Here is a 17271-nt window from a genome sequence, read left to right as displayed (position 1 = left end):
GTCTCACCGTCTGCACGGCGAAGCTAGGGGTGGCTCTGCTCGATCGGCCGCCGCCGCGCAACTATCGGAAGTGAAGCTGCGCCACTAAGGAACGACGGTAAGGATTTCAGCGCCGTCATCCGTAATCGCAATCGTGTGCTCGCTGTGAGCGGTGCGGCAACCGGTCGCACTGCGCAAAGTCCAGCCATCCGCATCCGTGACGAGTTCAGACGTATCGGCCATCACCCAGGGCTCAAGAGCAAGCAACAGCCCCGGGCGCAACGTGTACCCGCGGCCCGGGCGACCATCGTTCGCCACATGCGGATCTTGGTGCATCGTAGAACCGATGCCGTGGCCACCGAACTCCATATTGATCGGATACCCGGCAGCGCTCAGCACCGATCCGATAGCGTGCGAAATGTCGCCGATTCGCGCGCCGGGCCCGGCAGCGGCGATTCCCGCGCTCAAAGCACGCTGCGTGGCCGCGATCATCGCGAGGCTCTCCACCGGCTGCGTCGCCCCCACAACGAAACTAATCGCCGAGTCCGCCGCGACGCCACCGAGGATCACCGCAAGATCAAGGGTAAGAAGGTCCCCGTCAGCGAGCGTGTAATCGTGGGGTAAACCATGAAGCACAGCGTCATTGACCGAGGTGCAAATGTAGTGACCAAAGGGGCCACGTCCGAACGACGGCGCATAGTCGACATAACAGGATGTCGCCCCCGCCTCGAGAATCATCGACTGCGCCCACCGGTCGATATCCAACAGGTTCGTGCCCACAATGGCGCGGCTCTTTACTGTCTGCAAAATATGCGCGACCAGACCACCCGACTCTCGTGCTTGGCTCAACTCGCTGGGATTCAATATTTCAATCATTCGCGCCCCTCGCACACTGCCGTCACATACTGCGATCGCATACCGCTATCCCAATAACTATACCGGCCATATTATCCCGGTATAGGATCATGGCATGGTACGCCTGCCCCTCAACCCCACAGAAGTCGAACGCGGAAAACGCCTCGGCGCGCTCCTTCGACGTGGACGCGGCGAACGCTCAATGCTGCACACAGCACTCGAGGCGGGTATCTCCCCAGAAACCTTGCGCAAGATCGAAACCGGCCGAATCGCGACCCCTGCCTTCCCCACCATCGCCGCCATCGCCGATGCAATCGGACTCTCCCTCGATGCAGTGTGGGCCGAAATCCGCGAACCCGAACTTCACCACGCCGATAACAGCAGCAGAACCGACAACAGCAACGCCAGCACGGCTCTCGCACGCGGCACCAGCGAGCGAGTTCGCCCACCGCTAGCGTCCTAAAGCTGACGCCAGTCGCAGGCGAATCAGTTCAGCACCACTCCTCTGCAGTTAGCGCTCGTCGCGCGGTCGCACTTCGTAGCGCCGCAACTCGAGCGCGGGATTGATCGCCCGCACCTCGTCAAGGCGAGCCAGCTCGATGTGAGCGACAGCAACATCCGTGCTTTCGCCAATCGTCACAAGCTCCACGCCCATGGGGTCTACGACCATACTGTTGCCGACACCAATCGGCGGAGCGTGATCAGCGGCCGCGAGAAAGACAGTGTTCTCGATGGCGCGTGCCGTGAGCAGAGTGCGCCAGTGGTACTCCTTCAGCGGGCCACGCACCCACTCGGCCGGCACAACAATGAGGTTGGCTCCAGCATCCACCAGACGGCGAGACACCTCAGGAAAACGGATGTCGTAGCAAGTTTGCAACCCGACGGTGAAGCCTTCCCAGGCAAAAGTCTCTGGCTCCCCAATCGAGCCGGGGATAACCCAATCAGATTCGCGCTGACCGAAGGCATCGTAGAGGTGCTGTTTGCGGTAGGTCGCAACCACAGCGCCGGTTGGCGCAATGGCCACGAGGGTGTTTGAGAAGCGACCGATTTCGTCACTCGACTCCAACATTCCGGCAGCGACATGAATGCGCAGGCGTTGCGCCAATGACGTTAGCGCCTGAACGAATGGCCCGTCGAGAGGCTCCGCTGCCGCCAACCAATCGTCGCCCATCGTCGGGGTGAAATAGGACGAGTATTCCGGGAAAACCACAAAGCTGGCACCCCGGGATGCCGCGCGCTCAGCAAGCTCCGTGATCGTGGCAATGTTCTGCTCGCGATCGGCACCGGAAGCAAACTGGGCAACAGCGATACTCGAAGCGGAAGTCATAACCCCAGCCTACGACCCGCCATCCGCGATTTGCTTGCGATACGGCAGCAGCGCGGCCTTCATGCCAACTCCAAGAACGCCGACAAGGCGACCGTCGCGATAGTAGCCAACGGCAGCCTGCTCGGTGAGGTCTCCCTCGAGGATACGGATGTCGTCATCCGACACCAAACCCAACAGTCCATAAGCCTGCAGCTTGATCTCGAACTGGTTTGACCAGAACGACGGCATCGGAGCGAATGGCTTCGCGACTACCTCAGCGAAGGTTCCGTCATCAGCAAGGTGCGCGGCCAGCACGGCACCAGCACGTTTACCCGTGTCAGTCGGGATATTCCAGTGCTCAATACGACGCGGAACGTCATCGAACATGGGATTCGGGAAGCGCGCAATATCGCCAACCACGTAGACATCGTCACGAGCGAGACCTGACGTCGAGACCGCACGCATCGCGTTGTCGGCGAGCACACCATCGCTCAGATCGAGGTCTGTGCTCTCGAGCCATTCGGTGTTGCAATCAGAACCAACAGACTCGATCACAACATCGGCGGGCACAACGGTGCCATCGCTCAGCTCGACAGACTCAACCGAAGCCTCGCCGTTGATTGCCGCAACGTTTACGCCGGAGAAAATCTCTACACCCTCCTCGGTGAGACGGCGCCGCATCTCTTTCGCCACCAGATCACCAAGCGGCCGCATCATTGGCTCAGCACTCGGCGTCACGATCGTGACTGCACAGCCCAACTTGCGAGCGGTCGCGCTCAGTTCGCAGCCTAAAAAGCCCGAACCGACAACTACCACGCGCGCGCCCGGCGTGAGCTCAGCACGCAGTGCCATCGCGTCATCCAGCGAACGAACAACATGGCGGCCAGCGATCGGAGCAAAGTCCAAGCGACGAGCACGCAGACCCGTTGCAATGACCAGGGCACGCCACTGCTGCACGTTTCCGTCGTCAGTGGTCAGGGTTCGAGCATCAAGATCGACCGCGGATGCCCGCACCCCCAGCATCCACTCAACATCGCCCATCTCGGCACGCGAAGGAAACGCGACAGCCTCGTGAGTGACGTCAGTGGCCAACACCTCTTTTGACAGCGGCGGACGGTTATACGGCGCATGAAGTTCGTCGCCAACCACCCGGATAGCACCGGTGTAGCCCGAACGACGAAGGGACTCCGCCGCGCGCAGCCCACCCATCGCCGCACCGACAATAACGACCGGTGCGGCGGGGTTAGCCTCAGACACTATTCGACGATTCGAATTGCCTGCATCGGGCACACATCTACAGCGGCTTCAATGTTGTCGCGCTCCGAGTCAGGCGCTTCCGCCACATACTCAAGTTTGTCGTCATCGTTGAGCTTGAAGTTGTCGGGTGCCTCAAACACGCACTGACCATAGTGCTGGCACTGGTTCATGTCGACTTCGATTTTGATCATCGTTTTTCCTCAACTCTCGACGGGTAGAGATCCTTGGACGGAGTTCGAATGCCTCGGAACTCCCAATCGCCACCCATTGCCGTCGACATTACCTCTTCACTCTGGGTCGGCTGTGCACCCACGTCGGTGCGGATCGCAGTCGGGCCCGTAACGATACGGTTCGTGAGCTTGCCCAGGCCTTCAACTTCGACCTCAACGACGTCACCAGGCTGAACCGGACGCGAGAACGCAGGCGTTCCCGAGAACAGCATGTCGCCGGGGCTCAGCGTGATTGTGCGCGCGATATCGGCCACGAGGTAGTTCATGTCCCACTCCATGTTGTCGGTGTTGTCGTCTTGCTTGACCTCACCGTTCACGATGGTGCGCAACTGCTTGCCACGGAAATCCCAGTCTGTGACGAGACCGGGACCGACCGGGGCGAGCGTGTCGCTGCCCTTGACACGCAGCATAGAACCGGCATCCGTGTCCCGGAAATCGTGCAAACCGTAGTCGTTACCGATCGAGTAGCCCGCGATGTAGTCGCTGGCCTGTTCGGGCGACACGTTGCGACACGTGCGGCCGATAACGATGACGATCTCACCCTCGAAATTCAACCACTTGCAGCCTTCGGGGCGCACAACATCACCCTTGTGAGCGTTGAGGGCAGTGACCGGCTTCTGAAAGTACGTCGGAGCCGACGGCAGCTTCGTCATGAACTCTTCGGTGCGACTCGCATAGTTCAAGTGCACGGCAATGATCTTGCTCGGCCCGGTCGGTGGCAAATGGATTGCATCGTCGACGCCCACCTCGCGGCCATCGCCAGCGACGAGGGTATCGCCATGGCGGGTTACCTGCGTCGGGTATCCATCAAGAAGTATTCTGCGGAGTTCAGTCACGAGAGAGAACCACATCCTTTGCTGCTGGGAAGCCACCTTCTGGCTTCGGGAACCACACGTGCACCTGACCGGTGCCGATGGAGTTTTCATAGTCGCTGTACATCATGCCGGGCGCGGTGCAGGCTTCTTCACCGATCGCGCCAGCGGTCATGAGCCAGTGACCAAACATGGCCTCGGGGCGAACCTTCTGGAACGCGGGCATGGTTTCCAGCACTTGCGCGTGGTCGCCGGCCTTGAACCAGTCGAGACGTTCGTAATCTGCCTCGCGGGCAGCATCCGAGAAAATGTGGGCCGGATCGGCCATCTCGTGCTTACGCAAATCGCGCAGCTTGTAGAACGTGTGTGAAAGAGCACCCGATGCCAGCAGGATGACGCGGCGGTCGCTCTTGGCGATCGCTTCACCAATCGCACGCCCCGCACGCAGGAAGTCTTCATCAGTGGCGGTCTGACAGATCGAGACGCTCACCCACTTCTTGTCTGGCAACCCCTTGCCGAGGTACTCCCACAGGTTGATCGTGGCGTACATGATCGGCAGGTACTCGTCGTCGATCGGAGTGATCCAGGTGCCGTTCTTCTCGGCCTGCTCCCCCATCAGCTTCGCGAGCTCGGGGTCGCCAATGAAGTCATAGGGAACACCGCTCATGCCGCGCGGCAGCTCTTCTGACGTGAACTTGCCGTGACGACGCTCGTGTGCGGTAACGACGAATTCAACCGTCGTCGCCCAGTGGCTGTCGAGCACGACAACAGTGTCGTAATCGTCGTTCTCGAAGTAGTCCTTGCGGAGTCGTTCGAGGCCGTCAACGAGCGTTGAATCTTTGCCCTCATTGAGTTCCATACGGATCTCTTGGGGCAACATGATCGTAGGTACGTGGGCGATCAGCCCAGCGCCAACAACTTCTCCCATGACTATTCCTTCCATCCGTTCGGTGAAACCACCGTGTTCTTAACATCTGCGTAGAAATCAAACGACCACGTGCCGCCCTCACGGCCGACCCCCGACTTCTTGGAGCCGCCGAAGGGGGCCCGCAAGTCGCGCACGAAGAAGCAGTTGACCCAAATCGTGCCGGCAACGAGCTGCTTGGCAATAACGTCGGCGTGCTCGCGGTTGCCCGAAACGAGAATGGCGGCCAGACCGAATTCGGTGCCGTTCGCCATAGCGACGAGTTCGTCATCCGTCGTGAAGGTCTGCATCGTCAGCACCGGCCCGAAGACCTCCTGCGTCACAATTTCGCTGCCGACTTCCGGGTTCTTGACCAGGGTCGGTGCGAAGTAGAGACCGCCGAGCTCAGCGTTCGGACCGCCACCGAAGAGGATGTCTGCTCCGCCCTCCTTGGCGCGATCGACGAATCCCTTGATGCGCTCAAAGTGCACCCGATGAACCTGCGGCCCAATGTCGGTCTCGATGTCGCGCGGGTCGCCCTGGCGCAGGGTCGCAACTTTGGCCTCGAACGCTTCGGCAAAGGCATCCGCAATATTTTCGTGAACGAGGATGCGCGTACCGGAGAGGCACACTTGACCGGCGTTGTCGTACTGCTCAACCGCGAGAGTTGCGGCGAGCTCGAGGTCGGCGTCTTCCATGACGATGCACGGACTCTTGCCGCCGAGCTCGAAGCTGCAGGGCGTGAGGTTGTCAGCGGCGGCGCGGGCGATCGACTTGGCGGTCGGCACCGAACCGGTGAATGAGATGCGGCTGAGGTCGGGGTGCGCGACGAGCGAGGCACCCGCTTCTTTTCCATACCCTTGAACAACGTTGAAGACGCCGGCGGGAAGGCCTGCTTCAGCGGTGATGTCGGCGAAGAGGGATGCCGTGAGCGGTGTCCATTCGGCCGGCTTCAGCACCACGGTGTCACCCGCGGCGAGCGCCGGGGCGATCTTCCACGTGGCAAGCATGAGGGGTGCGTTCCAGGGCGTGATGAGCGCGGCGACTCCCGAGGGATCCCACGAGACGTGGTTGTTATGGCCACGAGTTTCGAAGTCCGGATGCCCGAGGTCGTTCACGAGGTAGTCCGCGAAGAAGCGGAAGTTGTGGGCCACGCGCGGCATCACGCCGCGCAGGTGGCTGCGCAGCAGCGCGCCGTTGTCCATGGTTTCAACGTTGGCGAGGTCGCTGACGCGCTCTTCGACGAGGTCGGCGATTTTGTGCATGATTGCTGCACGGTCTTGGGGGCTGGTGGCGGCCCAGCCAGGGAATGCTGCCCGGGCTGCGGCGACAGCCATGTCGACTTCGCGTTGACCTCCACGGGAGATTTCTCCGAGTGCGCTGGCGTCAATCGGCGACACGTTGGTGAAGGTGTCTTCAGAGCCGACACGCTCTCCGTTGATGAAGTGCCGTGTGTCGACGGTCACTCCGGCTACTTGAACGTTGGTCATAGTGTTCCCGTCTCGAATCGCTCGCCGTTAAGTCATTCGGATGCTAATGACTTACCTTAGCGAGTGATTCGAGCCCAAACAAGAGTTCCGGGCATCCGACCACCAAAAAGTGCGAATGAACGCTAGCTCTTCGGCTCGACGCCCGCCGTGATGACGCGCAGCATCTCTGCCAGCTCTTCGCGTTTCGAGGGATCGACCGGCCCGGTAACCGCTTGCTCTTGAAGGTTGAACGCGGGAAACAGTTCCACCATCAGTTCGCGGCCGCGATCGGTGAGATTCACGACAACGAGGCGCCCATCGGTGGCGCTTCGTTCACGAAGAAGCCAGCCACGGCGCTCGAGCGTGGAGAGTACGCCGGTGAGTGTTGCCTTCGAGAATCCGCCCTCGAGCGCAATTTGGCGCGTTTCAATGGGTTCCCAGATCCAGGTAACCCAGAGCACCACAAATGCCGTCCACGAGAGGTTGTGTTCGGAAAGCACGGTGCGCTCGAAATGATTACGAACGGCATTTGCGGCGCGGAAAAGATTCGATGCAACCGCCATTGCGGAGTAGTCGAGCGGTAAGCCGCCGACCTTATCTTGCACTTGGCGTTCAGTTTCAGTCAGTGTGTGTGGTCCGGCCACGGAGGGTCCCCTTGCTCGCGTTTAGCTGCGGTTACTCTATCCAACCCTTGACGTTCAGAAAGTTTTTAACCGCATCGTTCGCAGAAGCGTGCTGGTGTGGCATATTGTTTGTATCCAAACAACCCACGGAGGATTGAGTTGACTTCAATGGCGAACGTCACCCTGGCAGACCTAGATCTGTTCGAGAACGGCACACCCTGGCACGTGTTCGACAAGCTTAGAACTGATGCCCCGGTGCACTGGTCGGAAGAGCCAGCCCCCAACCACGGCTTCTGGTCGCTCACCCGCTACCACGACATCGTTTCCGTGCTCCGAGACACCGAAACATTCTCGAGCGAGCGCGGCACGGTCAACCTCGAAGAACTCGATGCGGATCAAATCGAGGCTCGCAAGTCGATGCTCGAAACGGATGGCGTGCGTCATCGGGCACTCCGTCGCCTCATGCAGGGCGAATTCACTCCCCGCGCCGTCGCCGGCTACGAGACCTTCTTGCGCGGCCTCACCGCCAGCACTCTCGACGCCGCCTTCGCCAACAAAGAGTTCGAATTCGTCGATCAAGTCGCCGCCGACTTCCCCATCCGAGTGCTCGCCAAGATGCTTGATGTGCCCGACACCGACATCTACAAGCTGATCGACTGGGGCAACCGGATGATCGGAAACGACGATCCGGAACACGCTGATGTTCTCGCAAGCTCCGCCGAGAGCGAAGAGTTTCGCCTGCTGCCGTTCCGATCCCCCGCTGCTCGGGAAGTCTTCGAATACGGCAACGACCTCGCCAACCAACGTCGCGGCAAAGACGGCACTGACCTCGTGTCGCGGCTCGTCAACCAGACGCCGATGGACGGCCAGGCGCTCAGCGAGCGCGACTTCAACAGCTACTTCCTGCTGCTCGTCGTTGCTGGCAACGAGACCACCCGCCACACGATCACCCATTCCATGAATTACCTCATGGACAACCCCGACCAGCTTGAGCTGCTGCAAGAAAAGCCCGAGCTCATCCCGTGGGCTGTTGAAGAGTTCTTGCGCATGGCGAGCCCGGTTTATCACTTCCGTCGCACTGCGACCAAGGACACCGAGATCAACGGTCAGGCCATCAAGGAGGGCCAGAAAGTTGTCACGTGGTTCGCCGCCGGCAACCGTGACCCCGAGATCTTTGAGAACCCGTACACGATGGATGTCACGCGTAATCCGAACGAGCATATGGCGTTCGGTCGTGGTGGCCCGCACATGTGTCTCGGAAACTCCTTGGCCCGCCTTGAGATCCGTATTATGTTCGAGAACCTGTTGCCCCGCATCACGGGAATGACAAAGCTGGGCGAACCAGATCGTCTGCGCAGCAATTTCGTCAACGGAATCAAGAGACTTCCGGTACGCGTCGAATTAGCGAAGTAGGCACATGAGCGAGGTAGTTGCATGAGCGAGGTTCGGCCACAAGGTAGACCCCACGCCGTATGGGGGGACGAGACTGAAGTAGTTCAGCTCGCCATCGACTGGACTTCCAAGAGAATGGTCCGCGAGACGGATCCTTTCTCGACAGCGCGGCCGGCGGCCGATCTGGCGGCAGCGGTCGGCGAAGCGATCCGTCCGGAGGGAATCGGTGGCGCAGAAGCGCTCCGCATCTTCGACGAAATTCTTGAGCCTGCAACGCGCGCTCAAGACGACCCGCTGAACCTCGCCTATATCGCTGCAGCGCCCACCCGGGCGGCAGTGGCCTTCGACCTCGTCACCAGTGCCGCCAATATTTTCGGTGGCCTCTGGGAGTCTGGTGCTGGCGCTATCTTCGCCGAGAACCAAGCCTTGCAGTGGATCATCGGCCTGCTCGATTGGCCCGACACCGCCGGTGGCACGTTCGTCTCCGGTGGCACCTCAGGCAACCTCTCGGCGCTCATGACGGCCCGCGAAACTGCCAAGACGCGTCGCGGCGGTCGCCCCGCCGGCGGCTGGCAACTGGCCTATACCTCTAACGCCCACTCCTCGATAAACTCGGCCGCGAAAGCGCTCGACGTCGACCGGGTCGATGTGCCCATCGATGTCCGCGGGCACATGACCGGGGCGGCCCTGCGGGCCGTTCTCGAACAGTCGCCGAACGTGTTTGCCGTGGTGGCATCCGCGGGAACCACCAATGAGGGCCTCGTCGACGACCTTGCCGACATTGCCGATGTCTGCGAAGAGTTCGGCGTTTGGATGCACGTTGACGGCGCCTACGGTGGTGCGGGGCTCGCCGCCCCGAGCATCCGCCATATCTTCAACGGCATTGAACGGGCCGACAGCTTTATCGTCGACCCGCATAAATGGCTCTTCGCCCCTTATGACTGCTGCGCGCTGATCTATCGCGAACCCCAGCTTGCCCGGGCCGTGCACTCTCAACACGCCAGCTATCTGGATGCCATTGACCGCAACGAATCGAACCCCAGCGAGCTCGCGCTGCACCTCTCCCGGCGCGTGCGCGGGCTCCCCTTGTGGTTTAGCCTCGCGACCCACGGCACCGACAAGTATCGGGATGCGGTCGAAGCGTCCGTGACGACCGCGCGGGCGGTTGCCCAGGCCATCGACGCGACCGACTACCTCGAACTCGTGCGCGAGCCCGAACTGTCGGTGCTGCTGTTTGTGCGCACCGGCTGGACGGCCGAACAGTATTCCGCGTGGTCAAAGCAAGTCGCTCACGACGGCGTCATCCTGTGCGTACCAACGAAATGGCGCGGCCAGAGCGTGCTAAGGCTCGCCTTCGTCAACCCTGACACTGAAACAGAGAAGGTAATGGCGGCGCTCGAAACGCTGCGCTGAGCGATCTCAGCGCTCAGAGGAGTGGCTGAATCAGTAAAGCGACAGAAGCTGCCACCATTCACCCCACCACCGCGATCGGAACGCTCACCAGAACGGCGGCAGCAGCCGCGGCAAACTTCCACGAGTGCGAGACCGGATAGACCAATCGGGCGCCTTCAGACGGCTGAAGCGACACTACTAAAAGCCTCCGCCAGTGGATCAACCGTCGTATCTCAGAAATGCCACCACAGTCACTACGATGAAGTAGGTCACCGGTAATCCGATGATCAGCCACACGGCGAGCTTAAGCACTGGGGCCATTCCCCGCTGCAGCCGAGCGCCCGCGGGGGTGACCCGATTGGCGGCCATTCGTGACGCGCCAGGCAACCCGACAGGCTCTCCCTCAAGCGGTACCGCGGGGTCGAGCCGTGAGTCTGAATACCTATCGGTGCGGGTCAACATTTTTGCACCGACTGTGTCGATAATGCGAAAAAGCATCGCCATGGTGGCAGGGTCTGACAGGTCAAAACCGCCGAAACGGTAGAGGAACATCCAGTCGTCGACAACTTCGGCATCGGCGATGACAGCTTCGTCAATCATGAGCGCCATCAGGTCAGGAGTGAAGACATACAACGCATCTGGCTCATACCCCTTGGGGCAATACATCGCGAAATATTCGTCGAAGTTTCCCTCGAGCGAAATCCGTTGCTTGCTCGCAAAGCCGACCGGCAACTGCGAGGCCCCCAAAAAGTTGTTTGTGTTGGAATCAAGCACCAAGTGCGGCATTCTGCGCTCAAGATGGATGGCGACGAACCCGTACCGGTAGCGGACTGCATCTGCGCCCACGCGGGCGGTGTACTCGTAGTTGCCAATATCAAGAAATTGCTCACCACTGCGAACAAGATGCTGCGACACGGCGCGATCGAATCCCAAACCAAAAATCATGCCGGGGTAGCCAACAGCACCCTCGTGGGCAGCGAACTCGAAGCCATTCGCTGCAGCAAAGCGACTGAGACGCAAACGTTGCTCTGGAGTGCCTTCAGGCTGGAGCGAGCTGTGGTCAAGGTTCTCAACGAAGTTCAGGATTTCTCCGTCGTCGAGCGGCACGTCGAGTGCACTCATATCAGCTGTCGACGCCATATTTTTCACTCCCCCGCGTCACGAACCTCGTGAGACGCTTTCTGAAGATTACTTGAGTGTGCCTCAACGCCACCACTTGTCGTGGGCGTGGCCACTTTTTCGCGCGGTGGATGCCCCCTGCGGTAGCTTTACCTCACGGCGCAGTGTGGCCGACCAATGCACGAAAGGTGTGACCAGATGACTACGACAGTTTCTTTGACCGAGTTGGCGGCAACAGAATTAGCGAGCGCTCTCGCGTCTAACAACGGCCGAAGTGCCGTTACTGTGTGTGGCGGCCGTGACGCACAATTGCGGCAAACCTTGATGGCCCTGCGCGCCGGTGAAGGCCTCGCTGAGCACTCCAGCCCCGGTGAAGCCACCCTGCAGGTGCTCGTGGGTCACGTCACATTGCGCACAGCCGACGAATCGTGGGAGGGCAAACCTGGCGACCTGCTCCCCATCCCGACCACGGTTCATGCTCTGGATGCGCTCGAAGATTCTGCAATCCTGCTCACCGTCGTGAAGGCGCAATAGGCCTACTCTCGAGTCGTGCTCGATAGGCGACAACACGTTAGCCGAGCTTGGCGATCCGGTCGAGGAAGGCATCCACGAGTGCCGCAGTCCGCTGGCCCGCGACGCCCTCTTCCGCCCGTGTTTGCGCGAGCATGAGCTCCGCGTTCTGACCATCGGCGATCACTTCGTCAATGCCACCCTGGTCGAGCCAACCCTCGAGAATCGCGGCGTTGAGCTCGGGGTGAAATTGCACGGCGAGGCTGCGACCGTAAGTGAACGCTTGCGGCGCAACAGGGTTGCGGGCAATCTCGACGGCGCCCTCGGGCATCGTCCACTGGTCGTAGTGAAACTGGAACCAAGGGCCATTCGACACTAGCGAGGTGTCGTCGCTGTGAATCGCCGTCCAGCCGATTTCAGCTCTCTGACCGCGCGCCACAGTGCCGCCAAGAGCGCGGGCAATCAGCTGGCCGCCAAAACAAATACCGAGTACCGGGATGTCGGCCTCGATGATTGCGCGAACCCACTTCAGTTCGGGAACCAACCAGCGGCCGATGCACGCGTCATCCCACGCACCCCACGGGGCACCCATCGGAATCACGAGGTCGTACTGCGAGGCATCCGGAAACTCGAAATCCACATTGGGGTTCTCAAAGTTTTCTTTGGTAACGACCATGATCTCGTCGATCTCACAACCCAGTTCTCGCAGTCGATCTCCGACAGGGCCGCTGGCTGTGACGTGATCATGTTGCACCAGAAGCGCTCTCATCTGTATACCTTTCAGGTAAATTCTCGCGAGGAGTGGACAGCTACACCGCTGTGTGGCCTAGTATCGCACTAATCGTTCAGTGCCGAACGATTTATTTCCGGAGGAAGAATGACTCTCGACATAACAGCACTTCAAGCAGACTTGCAGGCCAAAGGGATCGATGTTCTGCGCCTGATTTTTCCCGACGTACTGGGGATCACACGCTCCAAGGATCTTCTCGTCAGCCAACTGCACCGCACCAAGTCTCCCCTGTTCTGCCAGGGCGTGTGGGTCACCACGACTGGCGGCGGAGTGCTCGATGGCAACGACATCATGTCATCCGGCCTCCCCGACCTGCTCACCCAGATCGACCCCAACACGCTCACGATGATGCCGTGGGAGCCCGGCGTTGCGCTCGTAATCGGTGATGCTTTCAATCCCGACCACAGCGTCAGCGAAATTGCGCCCCGCTCGGTGCTTCAGAACGTCATCGCCGAATACGCTGCCCTCGGCCTCACGCCAACAGTCGGGCCTGAACTTGAGTTCTACATCGCCAACTACGACGAAGAAAACGGCTGGAGCCGCAGCCTCAGCCGCACTGGCCGCGTCTACACGACCGGCGAACACGTCGACCCCGGCGGACAATTCTTGAACCTCATGCGCATGCTCGACGGCATGGACATCGGTGTCTTCGCCGGCAACCACGAATTCAGCCCCTCGCAATACGAAATCAATCTGTGGCACAGCGAAGCACTGGATGCCGCTGACCGCACCTTCCTGTTCAAGACCGCCGTGCGCGACATCGTCGCCCGCACGGGCAAGCACGCCCTCTTCGTGGGCAAGCCGTGGGATGACGAAGGCGGCAGCGGGTTCCACCTGCACTTCTCCGTGGTCGACAAAGACGGAAACAACATCATGTCGGATGGTGGTGCTGGGCTCTCAGAGACCGCCAACCACATGATCGGCGGAATTCTCGCCCACGCCGGTTCACTCGCAGCACTCTCGAACCCCACCGTGAACGCCTACAAGCGCCTCGGCCCAGACACTCTGGCTCCCTACCGCGCCAACTGGGGCCACGACAACCGCAGCGCAATGCTGCGAGTACCGCCTGAGCGCGGCGCGGGCACGCGACTGGAGGTTCGCCTCGGCGACCCGGCGGCGAACCCGTACCTGCTCATCGCATCCACTCTGGCTGCTGGTCTCGACGGGATCAAGCGCAAGCTGACTGCCCCCGCAGCAGTCGAAGGCTGGGCCTACGAAGACGAATCGGCTGACATCTTGCCCATGACCCTCACTGCCGCGCTCGACGCCCTCGACGCCGATACCGTAATGCGCGACACCATGGGCAGCACCGTCATCGACGTCTTCACCGTGCTCAAGCGTGACGAAGTGATGCGCTACGAAGATGCCGTCTCAGACAAGACGACCCGCGACGTGAGCCAGTGGGAGATCGACGAGTACTTCGCCGACTACTAAGCCGCGCAGGATCGTGGATGCCTCTGGCGTTGACTGTAAACAAAATGTCAGCGGCCAGGGGCACACACGTTTCGTGACCAGCATCGCGTTATCTCATTCAGTGCTTGGCATAGACGGCTGACACGTCGTCATCTCCGTGGAGGATCAGTTCGACAGCCGCGACGACATCCACCAACGCGGCCGACGCGTCAATCACGTGGGTCGCTCGCGCTCGCAATAAGGGTTCGACGTCGCGAATTTCCTGCTCGACTTTAGAACGCTCGGCAGGAGATTTTCCATAGTCATTCGATGTACGGGTTCGGAGTCGCTCGAGGATTACGGCCCGCGGTGCGGTGAGCAAAACAACGGCGTCGAAGCGGTGATAAAGCTGGCCCTGGTTTGCCACCGTGCCCTGCACAACCAATGGTCGATCGCGCTGCGTGTCGAGCAGCGCTGTCACGCGTGGGATGCGCCACAAGGGCTCACCGTCCACATCCTCGATCCAGTTTCCCTCGTCGGTATCGACAGTGTCGATCCCACGCTGACTGAGTGCAGCCAACACGGTCGATTTACCCACGCCGGACATCCCCGTCACCAACACTGCCCGCAGGCGCTCAGCCGTCATGCGAACAGCTTCTCAGACGACGAAAGGCCTCGCTGGAATAATCCACTCGGCGATGGGGTCGCGAAGCCGTCAGTGCGCAGAAAAGCCCCGCCGAAGTTCTCGGCGGGGCTTTTCTGTGTGATTCGGGAACTTAGATCGCTTGCGAGCGGTCTTCTACGAGTTCGCCACCGTTGAAGGTGACACCGATTTCGCGATAGTAGCCGCCGAGAATCTCTTGCACGGGCAGGATCGAGTGCAGCTCATCCCACTGCGAATCTTCGAGGTGAAGCTCAGCATCGCCCTTCCAGGTCTCGCCAATCTCAACATCGGTGCCGCCCATGGTGATGAGCTGATCGAGCGACATTCCGGCATCCTTGCTGATGGAGGGCATGAAGCGACTGTGCAGCATCTTGTGGCCATTGACGAAGCCGTTGCTCTCAGCGGGCTCGCGCAGCGTGACAACGGCCGAGGCGAGGCGGTGGTCGTAGGCCGCGATGGATGCGCCGAACTGGCCACCGTTCTCGAGCTTGGGGGTGGCCTTGCCCGTGTTGAAGACTCGCGTAACGGCAATGTTGCCGAGCTTCTTCGGGTAGCCCTGGAACCAGCCACGGCCGATGGCGAAGTCTTTGTTGACCCAGATTGCGACACAGCGGCTGTAAACGATGCCCTTGTGCGAGCAGCGCACCACCATAAACGCTTCGAGGTACTGCGCACGCACGGGGTCGAGCAGTTCGAGGCCGCCGGTGCTGCAGGACTGCCAGTCGGCCCACACAATGGCAACGGCGCCAGGTTGTTCGGGAGCGAGGTCAATATCGTCAGGAAGGATCGCGCGTACGTTGGCTGGATCGGTCAAGTACTCGACAGTGAGTAGCGTTCCCGAGTAGTACCAGGGCATCTTCGGCACGAGCGAACTTGACCCTTGCGGAGTGAGCGGAGGAAGGAATCCATTGAGTTCGGTCATGCGCCAGAGTGTAGCCCAAAACGGTTCGTATCCGAATGAATTTCCGAAATCGCTTGACTAGAACACCCTGTCTTCGCCATTGTGGAACTCAACTCGTTCGGATACGGACGAATTGAACCAGAACTCAATGAGGAGTTTCACCATGGCGCATGAACAAAAAACCCAAGAAAGCTCCGATCGGACCCTGCGCAAAGGGCGACTCGGCGTAATCGGAATCGTCTTCTTTGTCGTGGCTGCAGCAGCGCCGCTTCTCGGAATGACCGGCGCCGTGCCCGTGGCGATCGTTCTCGGTAACGGTGCAGCAGCCCCCGGCGCGTACTTGTTCGCCGGTATCGTGCTTCTCCTGTTCAGCGTCGGCTACGCCGCAATGAGCCAACGTGTCACCAACACCGGCGCGTTCTTCGCCTACGTCGGCCGCGGCCTCGGGCGTAACGCTGGAATCGCCTCCTCGTTCGTTTCGGTTCTTGCCTACCTCACCATCCAACTCGCCATTTATGGCTTCTTCGGTGGCCTTATGGCCGTACAGGTTGGTCTTCTCCCCTGGTGGGCATGGACTCTGCTCGCCTGGATCGCGGTCACCGCACTCTCGCTGTTGCGCGTCGACATCGGCGCCAAGGTGCTCGGTGTGCTGATGATCGCCGAACTCATCGTTCTTGTGATCGCGGCCGTCGCGATCCTCGCCGACGGTGGCCCCGAAGGCCTCAACTGGGGCGCTTCGTTCTCCCCTGACCTGATCCTCGCCGGTGGCCTTGCCGGTTCTGCTGGAATCGCCTTCGCGTTTGCATTTGCATCCTTCATCGGTTTCGAAGCAACCGCCATCTACGGCGAAGAAAGCATCAACCCCAAGCGCGCCGTACCGCGCGCTACCTACCTCGCTGTTGGCCTCATCACCGTGCTGTTCGCCTTCACCGCTTTCGCCCTCGTCACCGGCATGGGCGCCTCGAACGTGATCGACCAGACACTCGAACGCTCAGCCGGTCTCGAAGACCCAGCCGCGGTACTTTTCACTCTCGCCAGCGAATACGTCGGACCGTGGCTTGCCACGCTCATGAGCATCCTCGTGCTCACAAGCATGTTCGCCGGGCTCCTCGCGTTCCAGAACGCGGCAAGCCGCTACCTCTTCGCTCTTGGCCGCGGTGGCGTGCTGGCGAGCTCGGTGGGAACCGTGAATGGTCGCGGAGCCCCCGGTCGCGCATCCATCATCGTGTCGATCATTAGCGGTGTTGTCATCGTGCTGTTCGCAGTATTCCAGCTCGACCCCATCGGCAACATGTTCTTCTGGTTCAGTGGACTGGCTGTCGTGGCGATCGTGCTGATCGAAGCGCTCGTCTGCGTTGCGATCATCCGCTTCTTCCTGCAGAACAAGGGAACCGAGAACATCTTCGTCACCATGATTGCGCCGATCCTGGCCTTCATTGGTCTCGTTCTCGCCGAGTACCTGCTGATGTCACGCTTCGGCCTGCTCGCCGGTGACCTCACCCTCGCTGCCGATGTCGACCCGACCGTCACTGCCTTCGGACTCAACGCCTTCGGCTGGTTCCTCGTGCTGTCGCCGTTCATCGCCTTCGTGATCGGCTACGTTGTGTCGCTCGTGCGCAAGGACCTCAACGAAGAACTGCTTCAGGACGTTATCTCCTAGCGACCCGCGTATCCCT

General features: G+C 60.5%; 18 protein-coding genes. 6 read left to right on the top strand and 12 right to left on the bottom strand.

Going from position 1 to position 17271, the window contains the following annotated elements:
* Positions 1-84: 84 nt before the first annotated feature.
* Positions 85-855, bottom strand: coding sequence for a type I methionyl aminopeptidase (map, locus tag ON14_RS14640; RefSeq protein WP_010206261.1), 771 nt, complete (start codon positions 853-855; stop codon positions 85-87).
* Positions 856-949: 94 nt separating this feature from the next.
* On the opposite strand from map, the gene ON14_RS14635 reads away from it, so the two are divergent.
* Positions 950-1297 (top strand): helix-turn-helix domain-containing protein, encoded by a 348-nt coding sequence (locus tag ON14_RS14635; protein ID WP_010206260.1) that lies wholly within the window; start codon positions 950-952, stop codon positions 1295-1297.
* 48 nt (positions 1298-1345) lie between these two features.
* On the opposite strand, the gene ON14_RS14630 is transcribed toward ON14_RS14635, so the two are convergent.
* The 7 genes from ON14_RS14630 to ON14_RS14600 all read right to left on the bottom strand — a co-directional run bounded on the left by ON14_RS14630 (position 1346) and on the right by ON14_RS14600 (position 7456).
* Positions 1346-2161 (bottom strand): carbon-nitrogen hydrolase family protein, encoded by an 816-nt coding sequence (locus ON14_RS14630; protein WP_010206258.1) that lies wholly within the window; start codon positions 2159-2161, stop codon positions 1346-1348.
* Between the two features lie 9 nt (positions 2162-2170).
* Positions 2171-3397, bottom strand: coding sequence for an NAD(P)/FAD-dependent oxidoreductase (locus ON14_RS14625; protein ID WP_010206257.1), 1227 nt, complete (start codon positions 3395-3397; stop codon positions 2171-2173).
* Positions 3397-3588, bottom strand: a complete 192-nt coding sequence (locus tag ON14_RS14620; protein WP_009774276.1) for a ferredoxin — start codon at positions 3586-3588, stop codon at positions 3397-3399. Before ON14_RS14620 ends, ON14_RS14625 begins: the two co-directional genes overlap by 1 nt.
* A complete protein-coding gene (locus ON14_RS14615) occupies positions 3585-4463 on the bottom strand; it encodes a fumarylacetoacetate hydrolase family protein (RefSeq protein ID WP_010206252.1) in 879 nt (292 codons plus the stop codon). Before ON14_RS14615 ends, ON14_RS14620 begins: the two co-directional genes overlap by 4 nt.
* Entirely contained in the window at positions 4456-5367 is a 912-nt protein-coding gene (locus ON14_RS14610; RefSeq protein ID WP_010206250.1) for a catecholic dioxygenase, read from the bottom strand. Before ON14_RS14610 ends, ON14_RS14615 begins: the two co-directional genes overlap by 8 nt.
* Positions 5368-5369: 2 nt before the next feature.
* The gene (locus ON14_RS14605) at positions 5370-6833 is read right to left on the bottom strand and encodes an aldehyde dehydrogenase (RefSeq protein ID WP_010206249.1); all 1464 of its coding nucleotides are present in this window, start codon (positions 6831-6833) and stop codon (positions 5370-5372) included.
* A 122-nt stretch (positions 6834-6955) separates the two neighbouring features.
* Positions 6956-7456: a MarR family winged helix-turn-helix transcriptional regulator gene (locus ON14_RS14600; protein WP_010206245.1), complete on the bottom strand. Its 501-nt coding sequence runs from the start codon at positions 7454-7456 to the stop codon at positions 6956-6958.
* Positions 7457-7603: 147 nt separating this feature from the next.
* Between ON14_RS14600 and ON14_RS14595 the strand changes: the two genes are divergently transcribed.
* Positions 7604-8848: a cytochrome P450 gene (locus tag ON14_RS14595; RefSeq protein WP_010206244.1), complete on the top strand. Its 1245-nt coding sequence runs from the start codon at positions 7604-7606 to the stop codon at positions 8846-8848.
* 114 nt (positions 8849-8962) lie between these two features.
* Positions 8963-10240: a pyridoxal phosphate-dependent decarboxylase family protein gene (locus ON14_RS14590; protein ID WP_010206242.1), complete on the top strand. Its 1278-nt coding sequence runs from the start codon at positions 8963-8965 to the stop codon at positions 10238-10240.
* Between the two features lie 198 nt (positions 10241-10438).
* On the opposite strand, the gene ON14_RS14585 is transcribed toward ON14_RS14590, so the two are convergent.
* Complete coding sequence (locus ON14_RS14585) at positions 10439-11341, bottom strand: hypothetical protein (protein WP_158000100.1); 903 nt, start codon at positions 11339-11341, stop codon at positions 10439-10441.
* 195 nt (positions 11342-11536) lie between these two features.
* Here ON14_RS14585 and ON14_RS14580 point away from each other — a divergent pair, with 195 nt between their 5' ends.
* Complete coding sequence (locus tag ON14_RS14580; protein WP_010206240.1) at positions 11537-11872, top strand: cupin domain-containing protein; 336 nt, start codon at positions 11537-11539, stop codon at positions 11870-11872.
* A 37-nt stretch (positions 11873-11909) separates the two neighbouring features.
* On the opposite strand, the gene ON14_RS14575 is transcribed toward ON14_RS14580, so the two are convergent.
* Complete coding sequence (locus ON14_RS14575) at positions 11910-12617, bottom strand: type 1 glutamine amidotransferase (protein ID WP_010206239.1); 708 nt, start codon at positions 12615-12617, stop codon at positions 11910-11912.
* Positions 12618-12725: 108 nt separating this feature from the next.
* Here ON14_RS14575 and ON14_RS14570 point away from each other — a divergent pair, with 108 nt between their 5' ends.
* Positions 12726-14072: a glutamine synthetase family protein gene (locus ON14_RS14570; protein WP_010206238.1), complete on the top strand. Its 1347-nt coding sequence runs from the start codon at positions 12726-12728 to the stop codon at positions 14070-14072.
* A 97-nt stretch (positions 14073-14169) separates the two neighbouring features.
* Here ON14_RS14570 and ON14_RS14565 read toward each other — a convergent pair whose 3' ends face one another.
* Positions 14170-14676, bottom strand: a complete 507-nt coding sequence (locus ON14_RS14565) for an AAA family ATPase (RefSeq protein ID WP_010206237.1) — start codon at positions 14674-14676, stop codon at positions 14170-14172.
* Between the two features lie 130 nt (positions 14677-14806).
* Positions 14807-15616 carry an acetoacetate decarboxylase family protein gene (locus tag ON14_RS14560; RefSeq protein ID WP_010206236.1) on the bottom strand — a complete coding sequence of 270 codons (810 nt, stop codon included), beginning with the start codon at positions 15614-15616 and terminating at the stop codon, positions 14807-14809.
* 142 nt (positions 15617-15758) lie between these two features.
* On the opposite strand from ON14_RS14560, the gene ON14_RS14555 reads away from it, so the two are divergent.
* A complete protein-coding gene (locus tag ON14_RS14555; protein ID WP_010206235.1) occupies positions 15759-17255 on the top strand; it encodes an APC family permease in 1497 nt (498 codons plus the stop codon).
* Positions 17256-17271 lie beyond the last annotated feature (16 nt).

The organism is Salinibacterium sp. PAMC 21357, assembly GCF_000247645.1.
GTDB lineage: Bacteria > Actinomycetota > Actinomycetes > Actinomycetales > Microbacteriaceae > Rhodoglobus.
The sequence above is the reverse complement of the archived record's forward strand: the minus strand, read 5'-3'. Positions and strand labels throughout refer to the sequence as shown.